At 51.3% G+C, this 18,805-nt stretch carries 13 protein-coding genes and 1 other annotated feature (1 of these 14 only partly in view); of the genes, 10 read left to right on the forward strand and 3 right to left on the reverse strand.

What is annotated here, in order from left to right:
* Positions 1 to 14 precede the first annotated feature (14 nt).
* The 5 genes from ACI1P2_RS10125 (at position 15) to ptsP (ending at position 8,528) form a co-directional block, all read left to right on the forward strand.
* Positions 15 to 881 (forward strand): carbohydrate ABC transporter permease, encoded by an 867-nt coding sequence (locus ACI1P2_RS10125; protein WP_355319506.1) that lies wholly within the window; start codon positions 15 to 17, stop codon positions 879 to 881.
* Complete coding sequence (locus ACI1P2_RS10130; RefSeq protein ID WP_408976194.1) at positions 878 to 1,711, forward strand: carbohydrate ABC transporter permease; 834 nt, start codon at positions 878 to 880, stop codon at positions 1,709 to 1,711. Before ACI1P2_RS10125 ends, ACI1P2_RS10130 begins: the two co-directional genes overlap by 4 nt.
* 37 nt (positions 1,712 to 1,748) lie before the next feature.
* Positions 1,749 to 4,640, forward strand: a complete 2,892-nt coding sequence (locus ACI1P2_RS10135; protein WP_355319307.1) for a glycoside hydrolase family 78 protein — start codon at positions 1,749 to 1,751, stop codon at positions 4,638 to 4,640.
* Positions 4,641 to 4,914: 274 nt separating this feature from the next.
* On the forward strand, positions 4,915 to 6,798 hold the full coding sequence (locus ACI1P2_RS10140) for a glucose PTS transporter subunit IIA (RefSeq protein ID WP_355319309.1): 1,884 nt from the start codon (positions 4,915 to 4,917) through the stop codon (positions 6,796 to 6,798).
* The gene (ptsP, locus tag ACI1P2_RS10145; protein ID WP_355319311.1) at positions 6,795 to 8,528 is read left to right on the forward strand and encodes a phosphoenolpyruvate--protein phosphotransferase; all 1,734 of its coding nucleotides are present in this window, start codon (positions 6,795 to 6,797) and stop codon (positions 8,526 to 8,528) included. Before ACI1P2_RS10140 ends, ptsP begins: the two co-directional genes overlap by 4 nt.
* 89 nt (positions 8,529 to 8,617) lie before the next feature.
* On the opposite strand, the gene ACI1P2_RS10150 is transcribed toward ptsP, so the two are convergent.
* A complete protein-coding gene (locus tag ACI1P2_RS10150) occupies positions 8,618 to 9,148 on the reverse strand; it encodes a type 1 glutamine amidotransferase domain-containing protein (RefSeq protein ID WP_355319313.1) in 531 nt (176 codons plus the stop codon).
* Positions 9,149 to 9,442: 294 nt separating this feature from the next.
* On the opposite strand from ACI1P2_RS10150, the gene ACI1P2_RS10155 reads away from it, so the two are divergent.
* The 4 genes from ACI1P2_RS10155 (at position 9,443) to ACI1P2_RS10170 (ending at position 12,320) form a co-directional block, all read left to right on the forward strand.
* Complete coding sequence (locus ACI1P2_RS10155; protein WP_355319315.1) at positions 9,443 to 9,859, forward strand: hypothetical protein; 417 nt, start codon at positions 9,443 to 9,445, stop codon at positions 9,857 to 9,859.
* A gap of 208 nt (positions 9,860 to 10,067) precedes the next feature.
* The gene (gene ytxJ / locus ACI1P2_RS10160; RefSeq protein ID WP_355319317.1) at positions 10,068 to 10,415 is read left to right on the forward strand and encodes a bacillithiol system redox-active protein YtxJ; all 348 of its coding nucleotides are present in this window, start codon (positions 10,068 to 10,070) and stop codon (positions 10,413 to 10,415) included.
* 99 nt (positions 10,416 to 10,514) lie between these two features.
* Positions 10,515 to 11,522 carry a catabolite control protein A gene (gene ccpA / locus ACI1P2_RS10165; protein WP_355319510.1) on the forward strand — a complete coding sequence of 336 codons (1,008 nt, stop codon included), beginning with the start codon at positions 10,515 to 10,517 and terminating at the stop codon, positions 11,520 to 11,522.
* A 96-nt stretch (positions 11,523 to 11,618) separates the two neighbouring features.
* Positions 11,619 to 12,320, forward strand: a complete 702-nt coding sequence (locus ACI1P2_RS10170) for a 5'-methylthioadenosine/adenosylhomocysteine nucleosidase (RefSeq protein WP_355319319.1) — start codon at positions 11,619 to 11,621, stop codon at positions 12,318 to 12,320.
* A gap of 1 nt (position 12,321) precedes the next feature.
* On the opposite strand, the gene ACI1P2_RS10175 is transcribed toward ACI1P2_RS10170, so the two are convergent.
* Positions 12,322 to 12,954 (reverse strand): GNAT family N-acetyltransferase, encoded by a 633-nt coding sequence (locus ACI1P2_RS10175; RefSeq protein ID WP_355319321.1) that lies wholly within the window; start codon positions 12,952 to 12,954, stop codon positions 12,322 to 12,324.
* Positions 12,955 to 13,171: 217 nt separating this feature from the next.
* Here ACI1P2_RS10175 and acsA point away from each other — a divergent pair, with 217 nt between their 5' ends.
* Positions 13,172 to 14,887: an acetate--CoA ligase gene (gene acsA / locus ACI1P2_RS10180; protein WP_355319323.1), complete on the forward strand. Its 1,716-nt coding sequence runs from the start codon at positions 13,172 to 13,174 to the stop codon at positions 14,885 to 14,887.
* 693 nt (positions 14,888 to 15,580) lie between these two features.
* On the opposite strand, the gene ACI1P2_RS10185 is transcribed toward acsA, so the two are convergent.
* Positions 15,581 to 18,622, reverse strand: coding sequence for a transglycosylase domain-containing protein (locus ACI1P2_RS10185; protein ID WP_355319325.1), 3,042 nt, complete (start codon positions 18,620 to 18,622; stop codon positions 15,581 to 15,583).
* A 143-nt stretch (positions 18,623 to 18,765) separates the two neighbouring features.
* Positions 18,766 to 18,805: a binding site (T-box leader), on the forward strand (it continues 218 nt past the right edge of the window).

Below are 18,805 nucleotides of genomic sequence, written 5' to 3' on the forward strand. Positions count from 1 at the left end.
CGAAAGTGACGGGCATGAACAAAATATTTAAACGCACGTATTCGTATCTGTTTCTGGTGCCTGCGGCCATTATTTATCTCGTCATATTTATCCTTCCGACCTTGCTGTCTTTTTTCTTCAGCCTGACCCGATGGACGTTGACCGAATGGGAGTTTATCGGGCTTGAAAATTTCATGACCTTCTTTAATGAACAATCGCTGAGCATTGGCTTTAAGAACACCTTGATCTATGCGGTTGTTACCTGTGGAATGAAGGTGGTGCTGGGGCTTCTGCTGGGCGTGCTGCTTACCTCTAAAATCCGTACTAAGGATTACTTACGATCTGTCATCTTTTTTCCTACGCTCGTCAGTACGATCGCTGTTGGAATTGCGTTCAGCATGATGATGCACCCCACGCAGGGAATCATCAATACGTCGCTCGCATGGATGGGGATTGCGGGTCCCGATTGGCTGGGAGATGTCAGGATAGCGCTGCTGTCCGTAGCATTTGTAGATGTCTGGAAGGGGGTCGGATTCGCGACGGTCATTTATATCGCCGGTATTTTGTCCATTCCCCATGAATATTACGAAGCCCTTCAGATCGATGGCGGCAGCGCGTGGCACAAGTTTTGGAATATCATCGTACCGCTGAGCCGCCCCGCAACCAATTCGGTCATTATTCTGGCGTTTATCGGGGGACTGCGTTCCTTTGATCTGGTATGGGCGATGACGAAAGGAGGACCGGGCTTTACCACGGACCTGATCGCCTCCATTATTTACAAACAGTACCAGGGCGGCTTCTACGGGCTTGCAACGGCAGGTAATGTCATTCTGTTTGTGGTAGTAACCGCGCTGGCATTTCCCCTCTATACGTATTTGAACCGAAAGGAGGTAGATTTGTGAAAGGCAAAAAAATCAGACAGTTCGCCTTTGAAACGGCGGGGATTCTGTTTACCATTGCCGCATTCTGGGTGCCTTTCTATTTCATCATCGTCAATGCGAGCAAAGATATTCAAGAATCGTCACTGCTCAACCTATCGCTTCCTTCGGCCTTCCACATCTGGGATAACATCAAAACCGTCATCGCGGCCCGTGATTATATGCTGATCAGAGCTTTCTTTAACAGCACGGTTCTAACCGTAGTATCCATAGCCATTTTAGTGATCCTCTGCGCAATGGCCGGTTACGTGCTGCAGCGCAGAACGGACCGGGCGACACCGGTATTTAATTTTTTGATCCTCGCAGGGCTCATTATTCCGCCGGCTATTGTGCCCACCATCTGGGTCATGGACAGTTTGGGTATATTCAAAACGCTGTTCGGTCTCATTCTCGTAGAGGTGGCATTAGGATTTCCATTTGCCGTGCTCCTGTATAAAGGCTTCCTGGCAGCCATTCCGCGTGAGCTTGACGAAGCCGCGGTGATTGACGGCTGCGGCGGGATCCGGCTGTTTTTCGGTATCATCCTGCCGCTGCTCCAGCCGGTGACAGCAACGGTCATCGTTCTGTCTTCGGTGACGATTTTTAATGATTTTACGAACCCGCTCTATTTCCTGCCAGGTTCGGACAATGTGACCGTTCAGCTAACGCTCTACAATTTCCAGAGCCAGTACGTTACGCAGTATAACCTTTTGTTCACGAATATTCTCTTGATCACAATCCCGCCGCTCGTATTGTTTCTTATTTTTAATAAGCGCATCGTAGCAGGGATGACGGCTGGATCGGTAAAAGGGTAGCGGTCAACCATTTGAAACGAAAAGGGGAATGAACGAGATGTCCAATCTTTACATTGCTCAAATCACCTGTGAATACCGTACGAACCTCGTCGGTACCGATCAGCGGAAACCGCGTTTCAGCTGGATTCTGCACTCCAGCCGCAGAGGAACTATGCAAAAGGCTTACCGCTTGCAGGTAACCGGTGCGAATGGAGATTTTGAATCGCCCATCTGGGATACAGGCAGGGTTGAATCGGATCAATCGATTCATATTGACTATACGGGTCCTGAGCTTACTGCACGTACCGGCTATCGGTACCGCGCTAAAGTCTGGGACACCGCCGGTCAGGAATCGGACTGGAGCATGCCGGCCGTCCTTGAAACAGGATTGCTGGGCCCTGAGGACTGGCAGGCGAAGTGGATTACGCCGGATATCGGGCAGATACCGCGAGATGCACAGCCCGCTTTCCTGCTTCGCAGAGAGTTTGAAGTAAGGAAGGGTGTTTTGTCAGCCCGTGTTTATGGTACCGCCCTCGGCGTATATGAATTGTTCATCAATGATTCGAAGGTATCGGAAGATCTGCTCGCTCCGGGATGGACCAGTTACCATCATCGTATCCAATATCAGACCTATGATGTAACGGATCTGCTGAAGCAGGGCGGGAACGGTATCGGTGTCATGCTCGGTGACGGATGGTATAGAGGTGGTCTTGGCTTCGATGGCCGAAATTATATGTACGGGGATCACCGCGCAGCCCTTATACAGCTTCATATAAGCTACGAGGACGGCACAGAGGCGATGGTGGGTACGGACCCGACATGGAAAGCGTCGCTCGGTCCGGTACGGTATTCAAATATATACCATGGTGAAACATATGACGCACAGCTTGAGCAAAACGGATGGAGCAACGTACTGTTTAATGATGATAACTGGAGCTCCGTACAAATTCTCGACCTGCCTTACGATCAGCTGGTGGCACAGGAGGCCTGGCCGGTTCGGGTTACGGAAATCATTCGGCCGGTATCTGCATTTGTCACTCCGGCAGGTGATCATGTGCTGGACATGGGACAGAATATGGTGGGCCGCTTGCGGTTTGCGGCACAGTTCCCGGCCGGTTCGCGCATTATTCTCTGCCATGCCGAAGTCCTCGATAAGGACGGCAATATTTATTTTGGGAATCTTCGTTCGGCTAAACAGACGGTGGAGTATACCGCAAAAGGCGAGGGTATCGAGAGCTATGCTCCCCATTTTACTTTTCAGGGATTCCGTTATGTTAAAGTGGAAGGGTTTCCTGATCAGGAGAACGGGCTTCCGCTGGAAGCCTTTCAGGGGGAGGTCATTCACTCCGATATGCCGTCAGCCGGTGAGTTTGAATGCTCCGACGAGCGTGTAAACCAGCTGCAGCGCAATATCCGGTGGGGACAGCGGGGGAACTTTGTGGATGTCCCGACAGACTGTCCTCAGCGCGATGAGCGTTTGGGCTGGACCGGCGATGCCCAGGTATTTATCAGTACGGCATTGTTTAATTATCAGGGAGCTCCGTTCTTTACCAAATGGCTGCATGACGTGAAGGCGGAGCAGCATGAAGACGGTGGGATTCCGTTTGTTGTTCCGGATATCGTAGGAGGAGCCAATTCGGCCGCTTGGGGGGATGCCGCCGTCATTTGTCCATGGACGATATATCAGTATTATGGTGATCTGAGGCTGCTGGCTGAGCAGTACGACAGTATGAAACGCTGGGTGGAATACATCCGGGGGCAAGGGGAGAATGAATATCTGTGGAATACCGGCTTTCATTTCGGAGACTGGCTGGGGCTTGACGCGAAGGAAGACAGCTATGTGGGTGCCACGCCGACGGAGCTGGTCGCCACAGCCTATTATGCTTACTCCACCCGGCTGGTGATGGAAGCCGCCAAAGCGCTCGGATTTACGGAAGAGACGGAACAATACAACCAGCTGTATAACAACATTGTGAAAGCATTTCGCGCTGAATTTGTAACGGAGACGGGAAGAATCGCGTCACTGACACAGACCGCCCATGTTCTCGCATTGATGTTCGATCTGGCAGATGACCGTGTCAAGGCCCGTGTTGCCGAGGACCTCAATAATCTGGTTATTGAAAACGATTACCACCTGACGACGGGATTTGTCGGCACGCCATACCTTTGTTTTGCCTTGTCGAACAGCGGTTATCATACGACGGCAGTCCGGCTTCTTCTCCAGGAAGGCTATCCGGGCTGGTTGTATTCGGTCTCCAAAGGAGCTACGACCATTTGGGAGCATTGGGACAGTATTAAACCGGACGGTTCCTTCTGGAGTGACGATATGAATTCCTTCAACCATTACGCCTATGGGGCGATCGGGGACTGGATGTACCGGAAGGTGGCGGGACTTGATATGGCTCCGTCGGCCTCCGCTTTCAAACGAATACGTATTGCACCGTTGTTCGGTTCAACGCTGTTGACCCATGCCAAAGCCTCACATGAATCGATGTACGGCCGGATCGAATCCGGATGGAGGGTTAGCGGCTCCCGGATTGAGGTGGATGTTGTGATTCCCGCGAATACGACTGCAGAGATTGTGCTTAAAGGGGCCACCAGGACCAGCGTTAAAGAAGACGGACTCGCTTTGGAAAATGTCGAAGGAATCCATTCGGTCGCAGAAAACTCCGAAGGATTGTTTATTACGGCCGGATCAGGTTCGTACTGCTTCGCTTATGAGAACACGGTATTGTTCAGAGAAACGTACAGCGAGAAGAGCAAGCTTTACGAGTTGTTAATGGATGAGCTTGCGATTGAGGTGATAGAGCATCATGTTCCGCACTTACTTAACGGAGCGCTGATTCATATCGCCAAACCGTTTTCACTTAAGCAAATTCGTGAAAACAGCATGATGCGTGTCTCGCAGGAGCAGCTTGATAGCATTCTGGAGGAATTGTCTAATTTATAGTTGCGGGTCGGCAGGTTCATCATCGATTTTGCATAGTTAACATACAACTGTGACGGGTTATCCCCTTCTGGCAGACAAGTGAAATCATCTTGTCTGCGGAGGGGATTTTTCATACCGTTGTCCCACCAGCATACTTCTGCTTTTGCAGAAGCAGAGTATGTTGGCATAGGACAAATGGGAATTATGAATACGGCATCAAAGCAGGAGTGGAATTCAGACTTTGACAAATACTTCCCTACACCTTACCATCAGTGGTAGAAAGGAGAGGATCGCCATGAACTGGCTCGGATCGCTTCAGCAGCTGGGGCGTGCCGTTATGCTCCCGACGATGGTGCTGCCGGCGGCGGCTATTCTCCTGAGTTTGGCGAGTCTTCCCTGGGTAGGCTGGGGGCTGCCTGCCGTCGGTGAAGTGGCTGAAGCCGCAGGTCACGGCATTTTTAATTTTTTGCCATACATCTTTGCTGTCGGCGTCGCTCTGGGCATGTCCAATCAGGCGGGGCAGGCCGGACTGGCCGCGTTGGCCGGAATGGCGATATATGATCAGGTAACGAAGCATTTCGGAAGCGGGATGGTGCATCCCGCGACACTGATCGGCATTATTCTGGGTGTTATATCCGGGTATACGCATAACCGGTTCAAGAGCATCAAGCTGCCGGAGGTGCTGCAATTTTTCGGCGGATCACGGTTCGTGCTGCTGTTTATCGGCCTCTTTTCGGCCGTATTCGCTTTTCTGATGCTGGGCATCGCTCCGGTACTGCAGGGTGCTCTTGTACGGCTTGCCTCCATGGAAGGTATTATGGGCGGATTCGGTTTATTTTTGTATGGCGTCTTATACAGGATTCTGGTTGCTTTCGGGCTGCATCATTTGCTTAACAATATATTCTGGTTTCAGCTTGGTACATACGAGACGACCGACGGGAATCTGGTGCAGGGGGACCTGCCGCGCTTCTTTGCCGGAGATCCGACCGCGGGATACTTCATGTCCGGCTTGTTCCCGATCATGATGTTTGCCCTGCCGGCGATTGCGTTGGCCATCATACATGAGGCCAGGGAGGACTTGAAGCCGAAAATCAGAAAAACGTTTCTGACCGCCGCATTCGTCTGCTTCCTGACCGGTGTGTCAGAGCAGATTGAGTTTGCGTTCCTGTTCGCGGCACCATATCTGTTTTTACTGCATGCCGTTTTGTCCGGACTTGCGATGTGGATTACCTATGCGCTGGACATCAGGCACGGGTTCTCCTATTCGGCGGGCTTTATCGATTATGTGCTCAACTTTCACTTGTCCCATAACGCATGGCTGCTAATTCCCGTCGGGGTGGCGTACGGGCTTGTGTATTATGTATTGTTCCGCTGGGCCATCCGCACATTCCGGATTCCGACACCCGGCAGGGAAGAAGGCTCCATGCTGGACGACTGGGCCGGGGGCATCCCTTACAGGGCTCCATTGATTCTGGAGGCGCTTGGCGGCAAGGAAAATATCATTCAGCTTCAATCCTGCATCACCCGGCTGCGCCTTACAGTGCATAATGACCGTTTGATCGATTCGGGTGCCATGAAAGCGCTGGGGTCCGCCGGACTGATCAAACTGGGCGGAGGCAACGTTCAGGTCGTATTTGGCACCTATTCGGAGCTGATCCGCGAGGAAATCGCCAAACTGATGGAGCGGGATCTTCCACAGGTCATGTTCAACGCTCCCGTGCAGGGCAAAATGCTGCCGATCCAGGAGGTGCCTGATCAAATTTTCGCGGCCAAGCTGGTCGGGGACGGGGTTGCTTTTATTCCTGAAAAAGGAGAGCTGGTATCGCCTGTGCACGGCACGGTTATGCATATTTATCCGACCATGCACGCCATCGGCATCTCGACGCCTGAGGGGATTGAGGTGCTGCTGCACATCGGAATTGATACGTCTCAGCTCAAGGGCCACTTTAACGCCCTCGTGGAGGCCGGGAATACGGTGGAGCCGGGGCAGCTGCTGATCAAATTTGATTTGCAGGCGCTCCGAGAACAGGCTCCTTCGCTCGCGACGCCGATGGTGATCACGAATCCGGACCGCGTGAAATCCTGGAGCTACGCTCCATTTAAGCATGTAAAAAAAGGTCAGGCATCGGTGATGTCCGTTGTACTGCACGATAGGAATGTTGGAGGGGTAGAATCATGATAGACGGCATTGGCGCCGCCGCGGGCGTTGCGATCGGCAAGGCATTTGTCCTGCCAAGCTGGGAATGGGACCTGACGGAGCAGAAGATGGACCCGGTGGATTTGGCCAAGGAATTTGAAAGATTGTATGAAGGCATTCGTACTTCCAAGGATGAAATCAAGTCGATCAAAAATGAATTTCGTGAAATGGTCGGGCCGGAGGAGTCCAGTATTTTTGACGCGCATTTGGCTATTCTGGACGATCCGGCCTTTATGAATGAGGTTCACGGCATTATTGAACGGCAGTACAAAGCAGCCGAGGTGGCGGTGAAGGAAGCCATTGACCATTTTGTAGCCATGTTTGATCTGCTGGACGATGAATATATGAAGGAACGGGCCATGGATATCAAGGATGTCGGCAACCGTCTGTTGAAGCATCTGCTGGGCGCGCCCGAGGTCACGCTTCCGAGGGACACACAGCCTTACATTCTGGTAGCGAAGGAGCTGTCGCCTTCCCAGCTTGCGCATCTGAACCCCGGTAATGTTCTGGGCATTGTCACGCTGAGCGGAGGGAAAACCTCCCATTCGGCCATCATGGCCAGAGCGCTGGGCATTCCGCTCGTATCCGGTCTGGAAAGCAGCAGCAACCTGCCTGTCCAAACCGGGGATATGATGATTGTCGACGGGGATAACGGACGGGTGTACGTTAATCCGGAGAAGGCTGCTCTGGAGCGTTATACCGAGCTGCGGAGTGAACAACTGCGCAAAAAGGAGCAGCTCCAACTGCTGGCTTCCGTAGAGGCTATCACGAAGGATGGGGAGAAGATCAGGCTGTCCGCCAATATCAGCTCGGTCAAGGATATGGAGACAGCCATCAAAAACGGCGCCCAGGGTGTCGGGCTGTTCCGGACAGAGTTCCTGTACATGGATCGGCCTGCTTTCCCCGGCGAAGAGGAGCAGTTTAACGTGTACAGGCTCGTCGCCGAGAAGGCCGGCGGGCAGCCGGTCGTCATCCGTACCCTTGATATCGGGGCCGATAAGCAGCTCGATTATTTGCAGCTACAGGAGGAGGAGAACCCTTTCCTTGGCTACCGCGGCATCCGCATCAGCCTGGATCGCAAGGATTTGTTCAAAACCCAGCTGACCGCCATTCTGCGGGCAAGCGCCTTTGGACAGGTTAAAATTCTGTTTCCGATGATTTCCTCCATCGAGGAACTGCTGCAGGTCAAGGCCGTTTTGCAGGAAGCGATGGAGGAGCTGGACAAACGGGGTATAGACTACAACAAAAAAACGGAAAAAGGGATTATGATCGAAATTCCCGCCGCCGTCCTTATTGCCGAGGAGCTGGCGCGTGAGGTGGACTTTTTCAGCATCGGCACGAATGATCTGGTGCAGTATGTGCTGGCGGTCGACCGCATGAACGAACAGATTGCCCATATGTACAACCCCTATCATCCGGCGGTGCTCCGCATGCTGCGTATGACGGCCGAGGCTGCCAAAGGAGCGGGCATCAGTGTCAGTGTGTGCGGGGAAATGGCTGGAGATGAGCGTTCCATCCCGCTTTGGCTGGAGCTCGGCATCCGGCAGTTGAGCATGTCGCCGCAGTCTTTGCTTCGTGTCAAGCACAGGCTGCTGAACACGACGGCCGCGGATGCGAGACGCACGGCGCAAGAATGCATGAAGTTGTCCAAGGCCGCCTTGATCGAGCAGAAGCTTGCGGCAGCAGCGAGCAGCGTGCCGTTGAATCCGTAGAACGACAATATCCCGTAAAATGATCAGAAGGACCTCGGGCTCCGCAATCAAGTGGAGCTTGAGGTCCTTTCTAATAAGGCTGAATTATTTCAATTTGGCATTTCCGCCAGCAGATCGCAGAATGCGCGGCCGTACGGCGGGAGATCCGGCGGACGCCGGGCGGAGACGATATGTCCGTCCCGGACCACGGCTTCATCCTTCCATATGGCGCCCGCATTCTCCATATCATCACGTATGCCCGGGGTGGAGGTTACGGTTACCCCGTCCAGAATTTTGGCGGAAATAAGCACCCAGCCCGCGTGGCAGATTTGGCCGATCGCTTTCTGGTCCCTGTGCATTTCCTGTACGAGCTGTATCACCTTGGGATACCTGCGCAGCTTGTCCGGCGCCCAGCCTCCCGGTACGAGAATGCCGTTATAGTCTCTGCTGTCCAGTTCGTCAAAAGCATAATCCGCCTTTGCGGGAACACCATACTTTCCGGTATAGGTTTTGCCTTTCTCGGCACCGGCGAGATGAACCTCGGCCCCTTCTTCACGAACCCGGTACACCGGGTACCAAAGCTCAAGATCCTCGAATTCCTCATCGACTAAGGCGATCACTTTCTTGCCTGCAAGCCTCATTTTACACACTTCCTCTCCGAAGTTTGTTTCTGAAATGCCAATCCTCTTCATTTTAAGAAAAATGGAAGCACAAGTCCATGTTTCAAGCTGGCGCGTTTTTTTATGGCGAGTTGATTCGACAGAAAAAGACATGGTTATTTCGAGCTCCTATGGTAATTTGTTCAATTCCTTGTATAGAGAAGGAATTAAGGCCGGAAAGGTCGAATTGAGATTAGAGATATACAGATACATAAAACTGCAAATGATGTCTAATGGGGTGTTAAAATGCGCAAGCTTTGTGAATGCGGCGCAAGCATGAACCTGGAACTTAGGACTTTGGTTTACGGACGAAAGATGGAGATCAGGCATGTGCCGGTGCTGACCTGCCTGTCCTGCACTGAAAGTGAGGTGCCGACGCAGGTGGCAGATGATATCAAGAAACTCATCAAGAAATCGGACAAGGAAGCTGAAATAAAGCAAATTTCATTCGCGGAAATCCATGAGTGGGCGGATGTCATTCGACAGGTGCTCATGGACACGAAAGACCAGGAGCTTGAAGAGTGGGACCAGCCGCTGGAGGAGGCGAGGCAGGAACGCATTAATTTACTGCTTGATTTATACCGTTATGCCAGTGATTCCGGGGATACCCGCTGGATGAATGATGTGGAAAGCAGGCTTAAGCAGCTGTCTATGGCAGCACCCGATTTGCTGTTATCGGACATAAAAAGATGAATAAATGAAAATTTTCATGGACATCATTGGATTTTACATAAGCTTTTTGTTAAGATTAGAGAAGGCATTAGCTTTCAGCAGAGCTGAAGCTTTCTTTAGTTGCAAGAAAACTTCCGCTAAATACGGTCTGTCTTCTGTGAAAGTGCGTCGCTAGATGTTTTTCTTTCCATAGTCTTAAGACTCTTTCATGCGAAAGGATGTATGTCCAATGGCAACCATGTATAAGTTAAGCACGATCGAACAGCTGGACAGTGCGTTGACAGCTTCGGCCGCAAAGCCGCTGCTGCTGTTTAAACACAGTACGCGCTGTCCAATCAGTGCAAGAGCGCATCAGGAGATGGAAGCCTACCTGCAGGGGACACCTGCGTCCAATGTTGAATACGGTATCATTTACGTAGTGGAGGACCGTCCTGTCTCCAACGAGGCTGCGGTAAGGTTGGGCGTGAAGCATGAGTCGCCACAGGTTATTCTGGTCAGGGACGGAAAGGCTGTATGGGATACCTCTCATGGCAGCATCACCAGCGTCCATTTGCAGGAGACATTAAGCGGGATCTGACCGCACTTTGATTGCATAAAGCGGTTTTTTGTCGTATCATGTTTTTAATTGGAAGCTGGGTCATGTAATGAAAATTTATCGGCAATGGAGAGAAGGAATGTGACGGTAACCATCTATGATGTTGCTCGCGAAGCCGGCGTCTCAATGGCGACGGTATCCCGCGTAGTCAACAATAACCCGAACGTAAAACCGCAAACCCGCAAGAAAGTATATGAGGCCATCGAGCGGCTGGGATACCGGCCGAATGCGGTTGCACGCGGACTGGCAAGCAAGAAAACCACGACGGTCGGTGTCGTGATTCCCGATATATCCAATTCCATTTTTGCTGAAATTGCGCGCGGAATTGAAGATATCGCCAACATGTATCACTATAACATCATTTTGTGTAACGCCGACAAGCGCAAGGAGAAAGAGATCCGTGTCATCAACACCTTGCTGGAGAAGCAGGTGGACGGACTTCTCTTTATGGGCGGCACTGTAACGGATGAGCATATTCAGGCTTTCCAGACAGCAGCCGTGCCTATCGTATTGTGTGCGACAAGCGATGAGAAAGGAATGTATCCGTCTGTTGACATTGACCACGAAAGCGCCGCATTTGACGCGGTGAGCACGCTGGTGCGCCACGGACACCGCCAGATTGCGATGATCAGCGGCACGCTGCAGGATCCGGCTAACGGTTATGCCCGCTTCCAGGGTTATAAGAAAGCTCTTGAAGCAGCAGGTATCGAATATCAGGAAGACCTTGTACGCATCGGCAACTACCGCTATGAGTCCGGGGTTGAGGCCATGAAATATTTCCTCGGTCTGAAGAAGAAGCCAACGGCCATTTTCGCAGCAACGGATGAAATGGCCATTGGTGCGATTCACAGCATTCAGGATGAGGGGCTGAAGGTGCCGGATGATTTCTCCATCATCAGTGTGGACAATATCCGCATGGCATCCATGGTTCGTCCTCAGCTGACGACGGTTGCCCAGCCAATGTATGATCTGGGGGCTGTCGCGATGCGTCTTTTGACTAAGCTGATGAAGAAGGAAAATGTCGAAAATCCGCGGGTCATTTTGCCGCATGAAACGATTCTGCGCCTGTCCGTCAGTCATTTGGATTAAACAATGGCATACAACGTTGAAAAAAGCTCCGTAAGGGGCTTTTTTCAATCATTTTGTTTTGAAAATTGTATTTTGCAGGCAGGAGGGGATGAACGAATGAGTCAGGTCATTGGTCTTATAGGTGCAATGGATGAGGAAATAGAACTGCTGCTGTCAGGCATGCAGACAGCTCGTAAGACCGTCAAGGCGGGCATTACATATACGGAGGGCACCCTCCACGGTCACCATGTAGTTGTATGCAAATCCGGTGTAGGCAAAGTGAACGCTGCGGTCACGACACAGATTCTGATTGACGGGTTTGGCGTGAACAGCGTTATTTTTACCGGTGTGGCCGGTGCGGTGAACCCCGAATTGAACATAGGCGACATCGTAATCTCTTCAACCTGTATGCAGCATGATATGGATGTAACGCCGCTCGGTTTTGCGAAGGGGGTTATTCCTTACCAGGACACCTCTGAGTTTGCGGCCGACCACAGGCTGATTCAATTGGCGGAGCAGGCCTGCCAGGCCAGGGGAGACCACTATCTGACAGGCAAGGTGCTTTCCGGCGACCAGTTTGTGGCGGATAGGGAAACCGTCACCGCCCTGTATTCGGAAATGGGCGGAGCCTGTACGGAGATGGAAGGAGCGGCGGTGGCGCAAGCCTGTCATATGAACGGTGTGCCTTTTGTTGTGCTTCGCTCCATGTCCGATAAAGCGGATGGCTCCGCACATGTGAATTTTGCAGAATTTACGGTGGAGGCGTCCCATCGCTCACATCAAATTGTAGAATATATGCTTCAGCATTTTGACAAATGATTTAATACATGAAACGGTTGCGGAACCGGACACGGTCAAATTGCTCTGCCGAGCTGAGAGGCACCCGGCTTCCAACTCTCACCATCAGGCAGTTGGCCGGGTGAGCGCAAATTTCAGGATCATCGGTGGCAACCCAGACCATATCCACCGTTTTCATCAGCTTCTCCATCATTTTGCGGTAGTCCCAGACGCTCATTTGCGTGTTTTTTAAATCCCAGTGCCAGTAGTATTCTGTCGTAAATACGATATAATCATCCAGTTGACCGTCTTCAAACGCCGTCCGCAGCATCTGCTTGCCCAGCCCGGCATAACGGTAATCATCCGCTACCTCAATGGCTCCAAGCTCAAGCAAATTTTTCATTCCGCCTTCCGACCAGCGTTCACACTCATCCGGATAGTGAAAGGTGACATAACCGACAATGACACTTCCGTCTCTTGCGATGATCACACGACCTTCAGGCAGTGAGGCGATATCCATGAGAGCGTTATGCTGCTCTCGCGGAACGCGGAACGCATCCAATTGTTTGTGCATCAGCAGATCCCGCAGATAGGATTCGAGTACCGGTCCTTCAACGGTTAAATTCTCTTGAACGGCAGCCATCTCATGAACCCTGTACAGCTTTGTATGCTCCATAGCAGGCTCCTTTCCCAACCATACTGGCGCTCCCCCGTATCAACCTACTTATATCAAAAAAACATTGGCTTGAAAAGGATGACCGTCACAGTCCGCCTGTGATATACTGTCGATGACATAAAAAATTCATATTTTTGGCTGAGTATCTGGATTCTTCTTTGAGCAAGTTCTGACTATGATTTGTACTCACATTTGTACCAAGAGGAGGCTGAAGGACATGAAGGGCGAGCAACTGGAAAGTGTCGTTTACGCATCAAACATGGGTTCATATGAACAAGCCTGCAAGCGTTTTCAGTGGAAGGATGTTGAGAATCACTTTACATGGTCCCGAACAGGGAAGGTAAACATGGCTCACGAAGCGATAGACCGGCATGTCTATGAAGGCCGTGGCCATAAAACCGCGCTGCTCTATTGTGATGGACAGCGTGAGGAATCCTACACTTTTATGCAGCTTTGCATGGAATCCAACAGGTTCGGCAATGTGCTGCGCAAGTACAATATTGCCAAAGGAGAACGGGTGTTTGTTTTCATGCCGCGTTCGCCCGAGCTGATTATTGCTCTCTTGGGCATTTTGAAGGTTGGGGCTGTGGTAGGACCGCTTTTTGAAGCGTTTATGGAAACAGCCGTCAAAGACCGGCTTGAAGACAGCGGGGCAGTCGCTATTGTAACTACTCCGGAGCTGCTGGGCCGCATCCCCAGAGATGAGCTGCCGGAGCTCAAGCATGTCTTCGTAGTAGGGGACAGCTCACAATTGGCAGGTGACGTCATCGACTTCAAAGCGGAAATGGATCAGGCTTCCTATGAATTTGAGCCTGAGTGGCTGGACCGTGAGGACGGAATGATCATTCACTATACATCGGGTTCGACCGGGAAACCCAAAGGCGTATACCATGTACAAAACGCGATGATCCAGCATTACTACTCAGGCAGGGTGGTGCTTGATCTCCGTGAGGGCGACATCTTTTGGTGCACGGCAGACCCAGGTTGGGTAACGGGGACCTCTTACGGGATCTTTGCCCCCTGGCTTAACGGAGCCACGAATGTGATCCGGGGCGGGCGGTTCAGTCCGGAAAACTGGTACAGAACGATAGAGCGTTATCAGGTAACCGTCTGGTACAGTGCTCCCACCGCATTTCGCATGCTGATGGGGGCCAACGAAGAAATACTCGATAAATACGATTTAAGCAGCCTGCGGCATGTGCTCTCAGTAGGTGAACCTCTCAATCCCGAAGTAGTGCGCTGGGGCTGGAAGGCTTACGGGCAGCGTATTCATGACACATGGTGGATGACGGAGACCGGTGGGCAGCTGATCTGCAATTATCCCGAAATGGCCATTAAGCCCGGCTCCATGGGCAAACCGCTGCCTGGCATCGAAGCCGCCATCCTTGATGACGAAGGCAATGTGCTTCCGCCGAATCGGATGGGTAATTTGGCAATCCGGACGGGCTGGCCGTCCATGATGCGAAAGATCTGGAACAATCCGGCGAAGTATGATGAATACTTCCGCTTCAGCGGCTGGTACGTATCCGGTGATTCCGCTTATATGGATGAGGACGGGTATTTCTGGTTTCAGGGACGGATTGATGATGTCATCAATTCTTCCGGGGAACGAATCGGGCCGTTCGAGGTGGAGAGCAAGCTGGTCGAGCATCCGGCAGTTGCTGAGGCAGGGGTTATCGGTAAGCCTGACCCGATGCGCGGTGAAATTATCAAGGCGTTTATCGCTTTGCGTGAAGGATATCAGCCTTCCGATGAGCTGAAGGAGGAGATCTACCGTTTTGTCAGGGGAGGTCTGTCGGCTCATGCCGCTCCGCGGGAAATTGAGTTCAAAGACAAACTTCCGAAAACGCGTTCAGGCAAAATCATGCGCCGTGTGCTGAAGGCATGGGAGCTTGAGCTTCCTACAGGAGATCTGTCGACTATTGAGGATTGATGATATTGGCTGAGGTGCTGCTTTCGCAAGTTGTGAGACGCTCCGAGAACGAAGCATTCCTACAATCGCTGTTGACCCTCCGGGCCAAAGGCGAACGCTGCCGCTTTTCCGGAATTGCTTCGTCCTCTCCGCTGCTCCGTGCGCACCCAAACTTTAAAGCTAGTACTCAGAAATCTCCAATTTCCTGCGATTTCTGAGTTGCATAAAAGAGGAGAACTGGAGCAAGTATCCCCAGTTCTCCTCTTTTTGTACTTCATGCCCCTGATTTCCCGCAACAGCTCAGGTTTTCGAGCCGATATTACTCCCGCTGGAAATCTAACGGGTGTAACAGCCGCTATTTTACACAAAAAAGCCCTTTTCTAAATCTAACGGATGTGACCGCTGTTATTTGCTTTAATCTAGGCAAAAATACCCGGGTTAAGCGCAATAAGCGCCATGGCAACCGCTATAATTTGAAATTAACGTTCTTGGAACAAATAGCGATTGTGGTAACCGTTAGAATAGTTCTGGGGTTAGCGTTGAGGTGATGCGAGCCTACTTCTTAAGAGTGAATATAAGGCTCAAATGGGTCAGAGTGATGAAAAAAGAGCGGGTATTGGTGGAAATACAACCACCGATACTCGCTCTTTGAAATCATAAATGGCTCTTGTTGTGATTCAATTCTACCCTTAATCTTGTTAATACTTATTAATTTCACTGATGAACTGGAGATGAAGGAGGGGACTCGCCCAGTGTGTTCACTGCGGTAATGCGGAACCACCCCTTCGCCTTCTTTTTCCCGCCCTTGTTATAGTCGAACTGTGTAAAACGGGCGGAGCCGACTAAATTAAAAGGCTCTTTTCCATTCTCACTGTAATATACGTTGTAGCCGATAATACCTTGTTCTGGTCCATTGGCTGGCCATTGAAGCCTGATCCCGCCGCCAGCCGCTTCCGCCACAGGCTGCCCTGGAGCGGAAGGAGGGGCGCTCGGTTGTTCAACTTCACCTTCACCGGCAGCAGGATCCTCCAACACAGGATCAGGTTCAGGATCCGATACCGCGGTGGTGCTGGTGCTAGGCGCCGATTCACGACCTGCTACATCCACTGCCGTGACATAAAACTCCCCTGGTGAATCCGTGAACACCTTGGAGCCATCAGCCATAACGATTTTTCCGGTAGGACTGAAGCCCTCGCCGGAAGAGCGGTACAGCCGGTAGCCGACGACATCATCATCCCCGCTAGGGGAGAAGCTGATAACCGCCTTTCCGCCTTCAATGCTTGCCTGAACATTTGCAGGAGGCTCAGGGTCACTCCCGTTGTCCTTCCTTGGGTCTACCCGGGTCGGAAGCTCATCATCCGCGTCGGCCGGGAGATAATAGGAAAGGGAGTTATGCTCTTTCATCTTGGAAAATGCATTCTGCAGCTCCTTAATCAGCTCGGAAATCGGCTTTTCACGTTTGATGACGGTCTGCTGGCTCAGGAATTCATCCGGTGTGCCGTCACGCGGAATATAGTTGACTCCGTTGTACGTAATATATTTTGCTCTTGCGACCGCATCATCGCTTTGGGTCGGAACATACTTGGCATTGAATATATCCGTAACGAACTTGTTGGTCAAGGAGGTCGGCAGCTTGCCGCTGTACGCCGACACGGTACGGGTCACAATGCCGTCCGGCTTCTCGAATTCATCATCTTTAAAGAGCTGCGGGTCCGAATCGACCACTTCGTTCATAATGGTTGCCCACAGCCGCCGTGCCCGCTCCTTCTGCGCACTCGTTTCAAGCTTGTGGATTTGCTGCTTGTAACCAACCCAAACGCCAAGCGTGACGTCCGGTGTAAATCCTTCAAACCACACATCAGTGTAGGATTGTGTCGTTCCGGTCTTGCCCGCGATCGGAATATCGTTGTGCTTGAAATTACGATTAACGAGCGACCCTGTGCCATCCCTAACGACAGTTTTCAGCATATCCGTCATCAGGTAGGCAGTTTGCGGCGAGAATGCCTTTACAGGCTCGGCTTTATGCTGGTAGACGATATTTCCTTTGGAATCGACAATTTTGCTGATCATATAAGCATCATTGAACACACCGCCATTGGCGATAGCGCCGTAGGCGTTCGTTAATTCCTCTACGGTCACACCATATTTCAGTCCTCCGAGAACTCCGGTCGTGGCCTGGTAATCGCTATCTTCAATGGTCGTAATGCCGAGCTTTTTGACGAATGCCCAGGCTTTATCAATGCCTACTTTATCGTTGAATATTTTTAGCGCAACTGTATTAATCGATTTATTGAGCGCATGACGCGCCGTTACAAGTCCTTCGTAGCGGTTATTGGAGTTTTTCGGAATATGATATCCGTTCACTCCGTCTTTAAGAATAATAGGCGCATCGTCCAATACGCTGCCCGGTTGAACCAGCCCGGCTTCCAGTGCCGGCAGATAAGCGGCGATCGGCTTCATAGCCGAACCCGGCTGACGTACCATCTGTGTGGCATAGTTCATCTGCTCTTCATTGAAATCACGGCCCTCGATCATGCCGAGAATAGCGCCTGTCTTATGATTGATCAGCATGGCGGCCGTCTGCTCCATGCCTTTTGTCTGGCTGGTCGGCGAGAAATTGTTGGCATTTTCGGCGATGTTCCGCATCTTGTTATATACGGTTTTATCAATGGTCGTATAAACTCTGTACCCACCTGTGCGCAGCTGCTGCAGCGCTTCTTCCTGATTGATCTGGTTAGCCGCAGATTTCCCCGTTTCCGCTCCTGATTGCTGCTCCGTCCCCTTCTGGAGAGACATCAGGATTTGGGTAGCCTGCCGTTCTGTTTCCATCATAAGATATGGATAAGTATTGTAGGCTTTGACTGTTCTCTTTGCCAGCGATTTCTTGATATCAAACGCCAGGGCTTCATCGTATTGCGCCTGGGTGATCTTGCCTTCCTCGAGCATGCGGGAGAGTACCAGCTTCTGCCGGTTCATGGCCTTTTTAAAGGCAGACTCGTTAAATTCCCCTTTGCCGTTAAAGGCGGAATAAGTACTTGGCAGCTGCGGAAGCCCGGCCAGATACGCCGCTTGGGCAATGTTCAGCTTGCTCAAATCGGTAATGTTAAAAATGCCCTTGGCTGCAGCTTTAATACCGAATACATTGTATCCGTTGGAGCCGTTGCCGTATGGAACCTTGTTTAGATAAGCGGTCATAATCTGTTCCTTGGTCATAAACCGTTCCAGGCGCAGTGCCAGCAAAATTTCCTTGATCTTGCGGTCTTCGGTGCGATCAAGATTCAGGAACACGCGCCGCGCCAGCTGCTGAGTTAGCGTGCTGCCGCCGGTCTGGACGGATTCGTTCAGCACCTTTTGTTTGACCGCGCGCATAGTACCTGAGAAATCCACGCCCTTATGCTCATAAAAACGATTATCCTCAATGGCGACAACCGCATCGATGACGATCTGCGGGATTTGCTCATAGGTGACAGGACGTCTGTCCTCTTCGGTACGAAGCTGTCCGATCGGTGAGCCATCTTCAAAGTAGGCAAACCCGGTAATGGCGTTTTCGCCCACCTTTTGCTCGATCATCTCCCTGGAGCGTACGGGATCATCCTTTACGATGGAGGCCACATACCCCGACACGGCTCCACCGGCGAACAATATCCCCATGCAGCCCAGCACCACGATCCATTTCAACGTGACACCGATTCTGCGAAAAATGGTTCTTGCACGGGAACCCTGTCGGTCAGGGGGGATTTTTTTCTCATCAACCATCAAGCTATCCTCCTTTTAACAGGCACTATTATAGCATAAAATTGCTATTTCAACCCATAAGCTTAAAGCCGGACTTCCAGCACGTTGACTTACGCAAAAAAATTATGTTATAAATAGTTCAAAGTAATTAAAAATACATATGGATAAAAGCTGAGAAAGACTGAAGTAGAAGGCGGCAAGACG

It is taken from the genome of Paenibacillus jiangxiensis (assembly GCF_046098255.1).
In the GTDB taxonomy this organism is placed as follows: Bacteria; Bacillota; Bacilli; order Paenibacillales; family Paenibacillaceae; genus Paenibacillus; species Paenibacillus jiagnxiensis.

What these genes read in the sequence shown, in the direction of transcription:
- ACI1P2_RS10125 (WP_355319506.1), top strand. Translation starts at nt 15, where the DNA reads ATGAACAAAATATTTAAACGCACGTATTCGTATCTGTTTCTGGTGCCT.
- ACI1P2_RS10135 (WP_355319307.1), top strand. Translation starts at nt 1,749, where the DNA reads ATGTCCAATCTTTACATTGCTCAAATCACCTGTGAATACCGTACGAAC.
- ACI1P2_RS10140 (WP_355319309.1), top strand. Translation starts at nt 4,915, where the DNA reads ATGAACTGGCTCGGATCGCTTCAGCAGCTGGGGCGTGCCGTTATGCTC.
- ptsP (WP_355319311.1), top strand. Translation starts at nt 6,795, where the DNA reads ATGATAGACGGCATTGGCGCCGCCGCGGGCGTTGCGATCGGCAAGGCA.
- ACI1P2_RS10150 (WP_355319313.1), bottom strand. Translation starts at nt 9,148, where the DNA reads ATGAGGCTTGCAGGCAAGAAAGTGATCGCCTTAGTCGATGAGGAATTC.
- ACI1P2_RS10155 (WP_355319315.1), top strand. Translation starts at nt 9,443, where the DNA reads ATGAACCTGGAACTTAGGACTTTGGTTTACGGACGAAAGATGGAGATC.
- ytxJ (WP_355319317.1), top strand. Translation starts at nt 10,068, where the DNA reads ATGGCAACCATGTATAAGTTAAGCACGATCGAACAGCTGGACAGTGCG.
- ACI1P2_RS10170 (WP_355319319.1), top strand. Translation starts at nt 11,619, where the DNA reads ATGAGTCAGGTCATTGGTCTTATAGGTGCAATGGATGAGGAAATAGAA.
- ACI1P2_RS10175 (WP_355319321.1), bottom strand. Translation starts at nt 12,954, where the DNA reads ATGGAGCATACAAAGCTGTACAGGGTTCATGAGATGGCTGCCGTTCAA.
- acsA (WP_355319323.1), top strand. Translation starts at nt 13,172, where the DNA reads ATGAAGGGCGAGCAACTGGAAAGTGTCGTTTACGCATCAAACATGGGT.
- ACI1P2_RS10185 (WP_355319325.1), bottom strand. Translation starts at nt 18,622, where the DNA reads ATGGTTGATGAGAAAAAAATCCCCCCTGACCGACAGGGTTCCCGTGCA.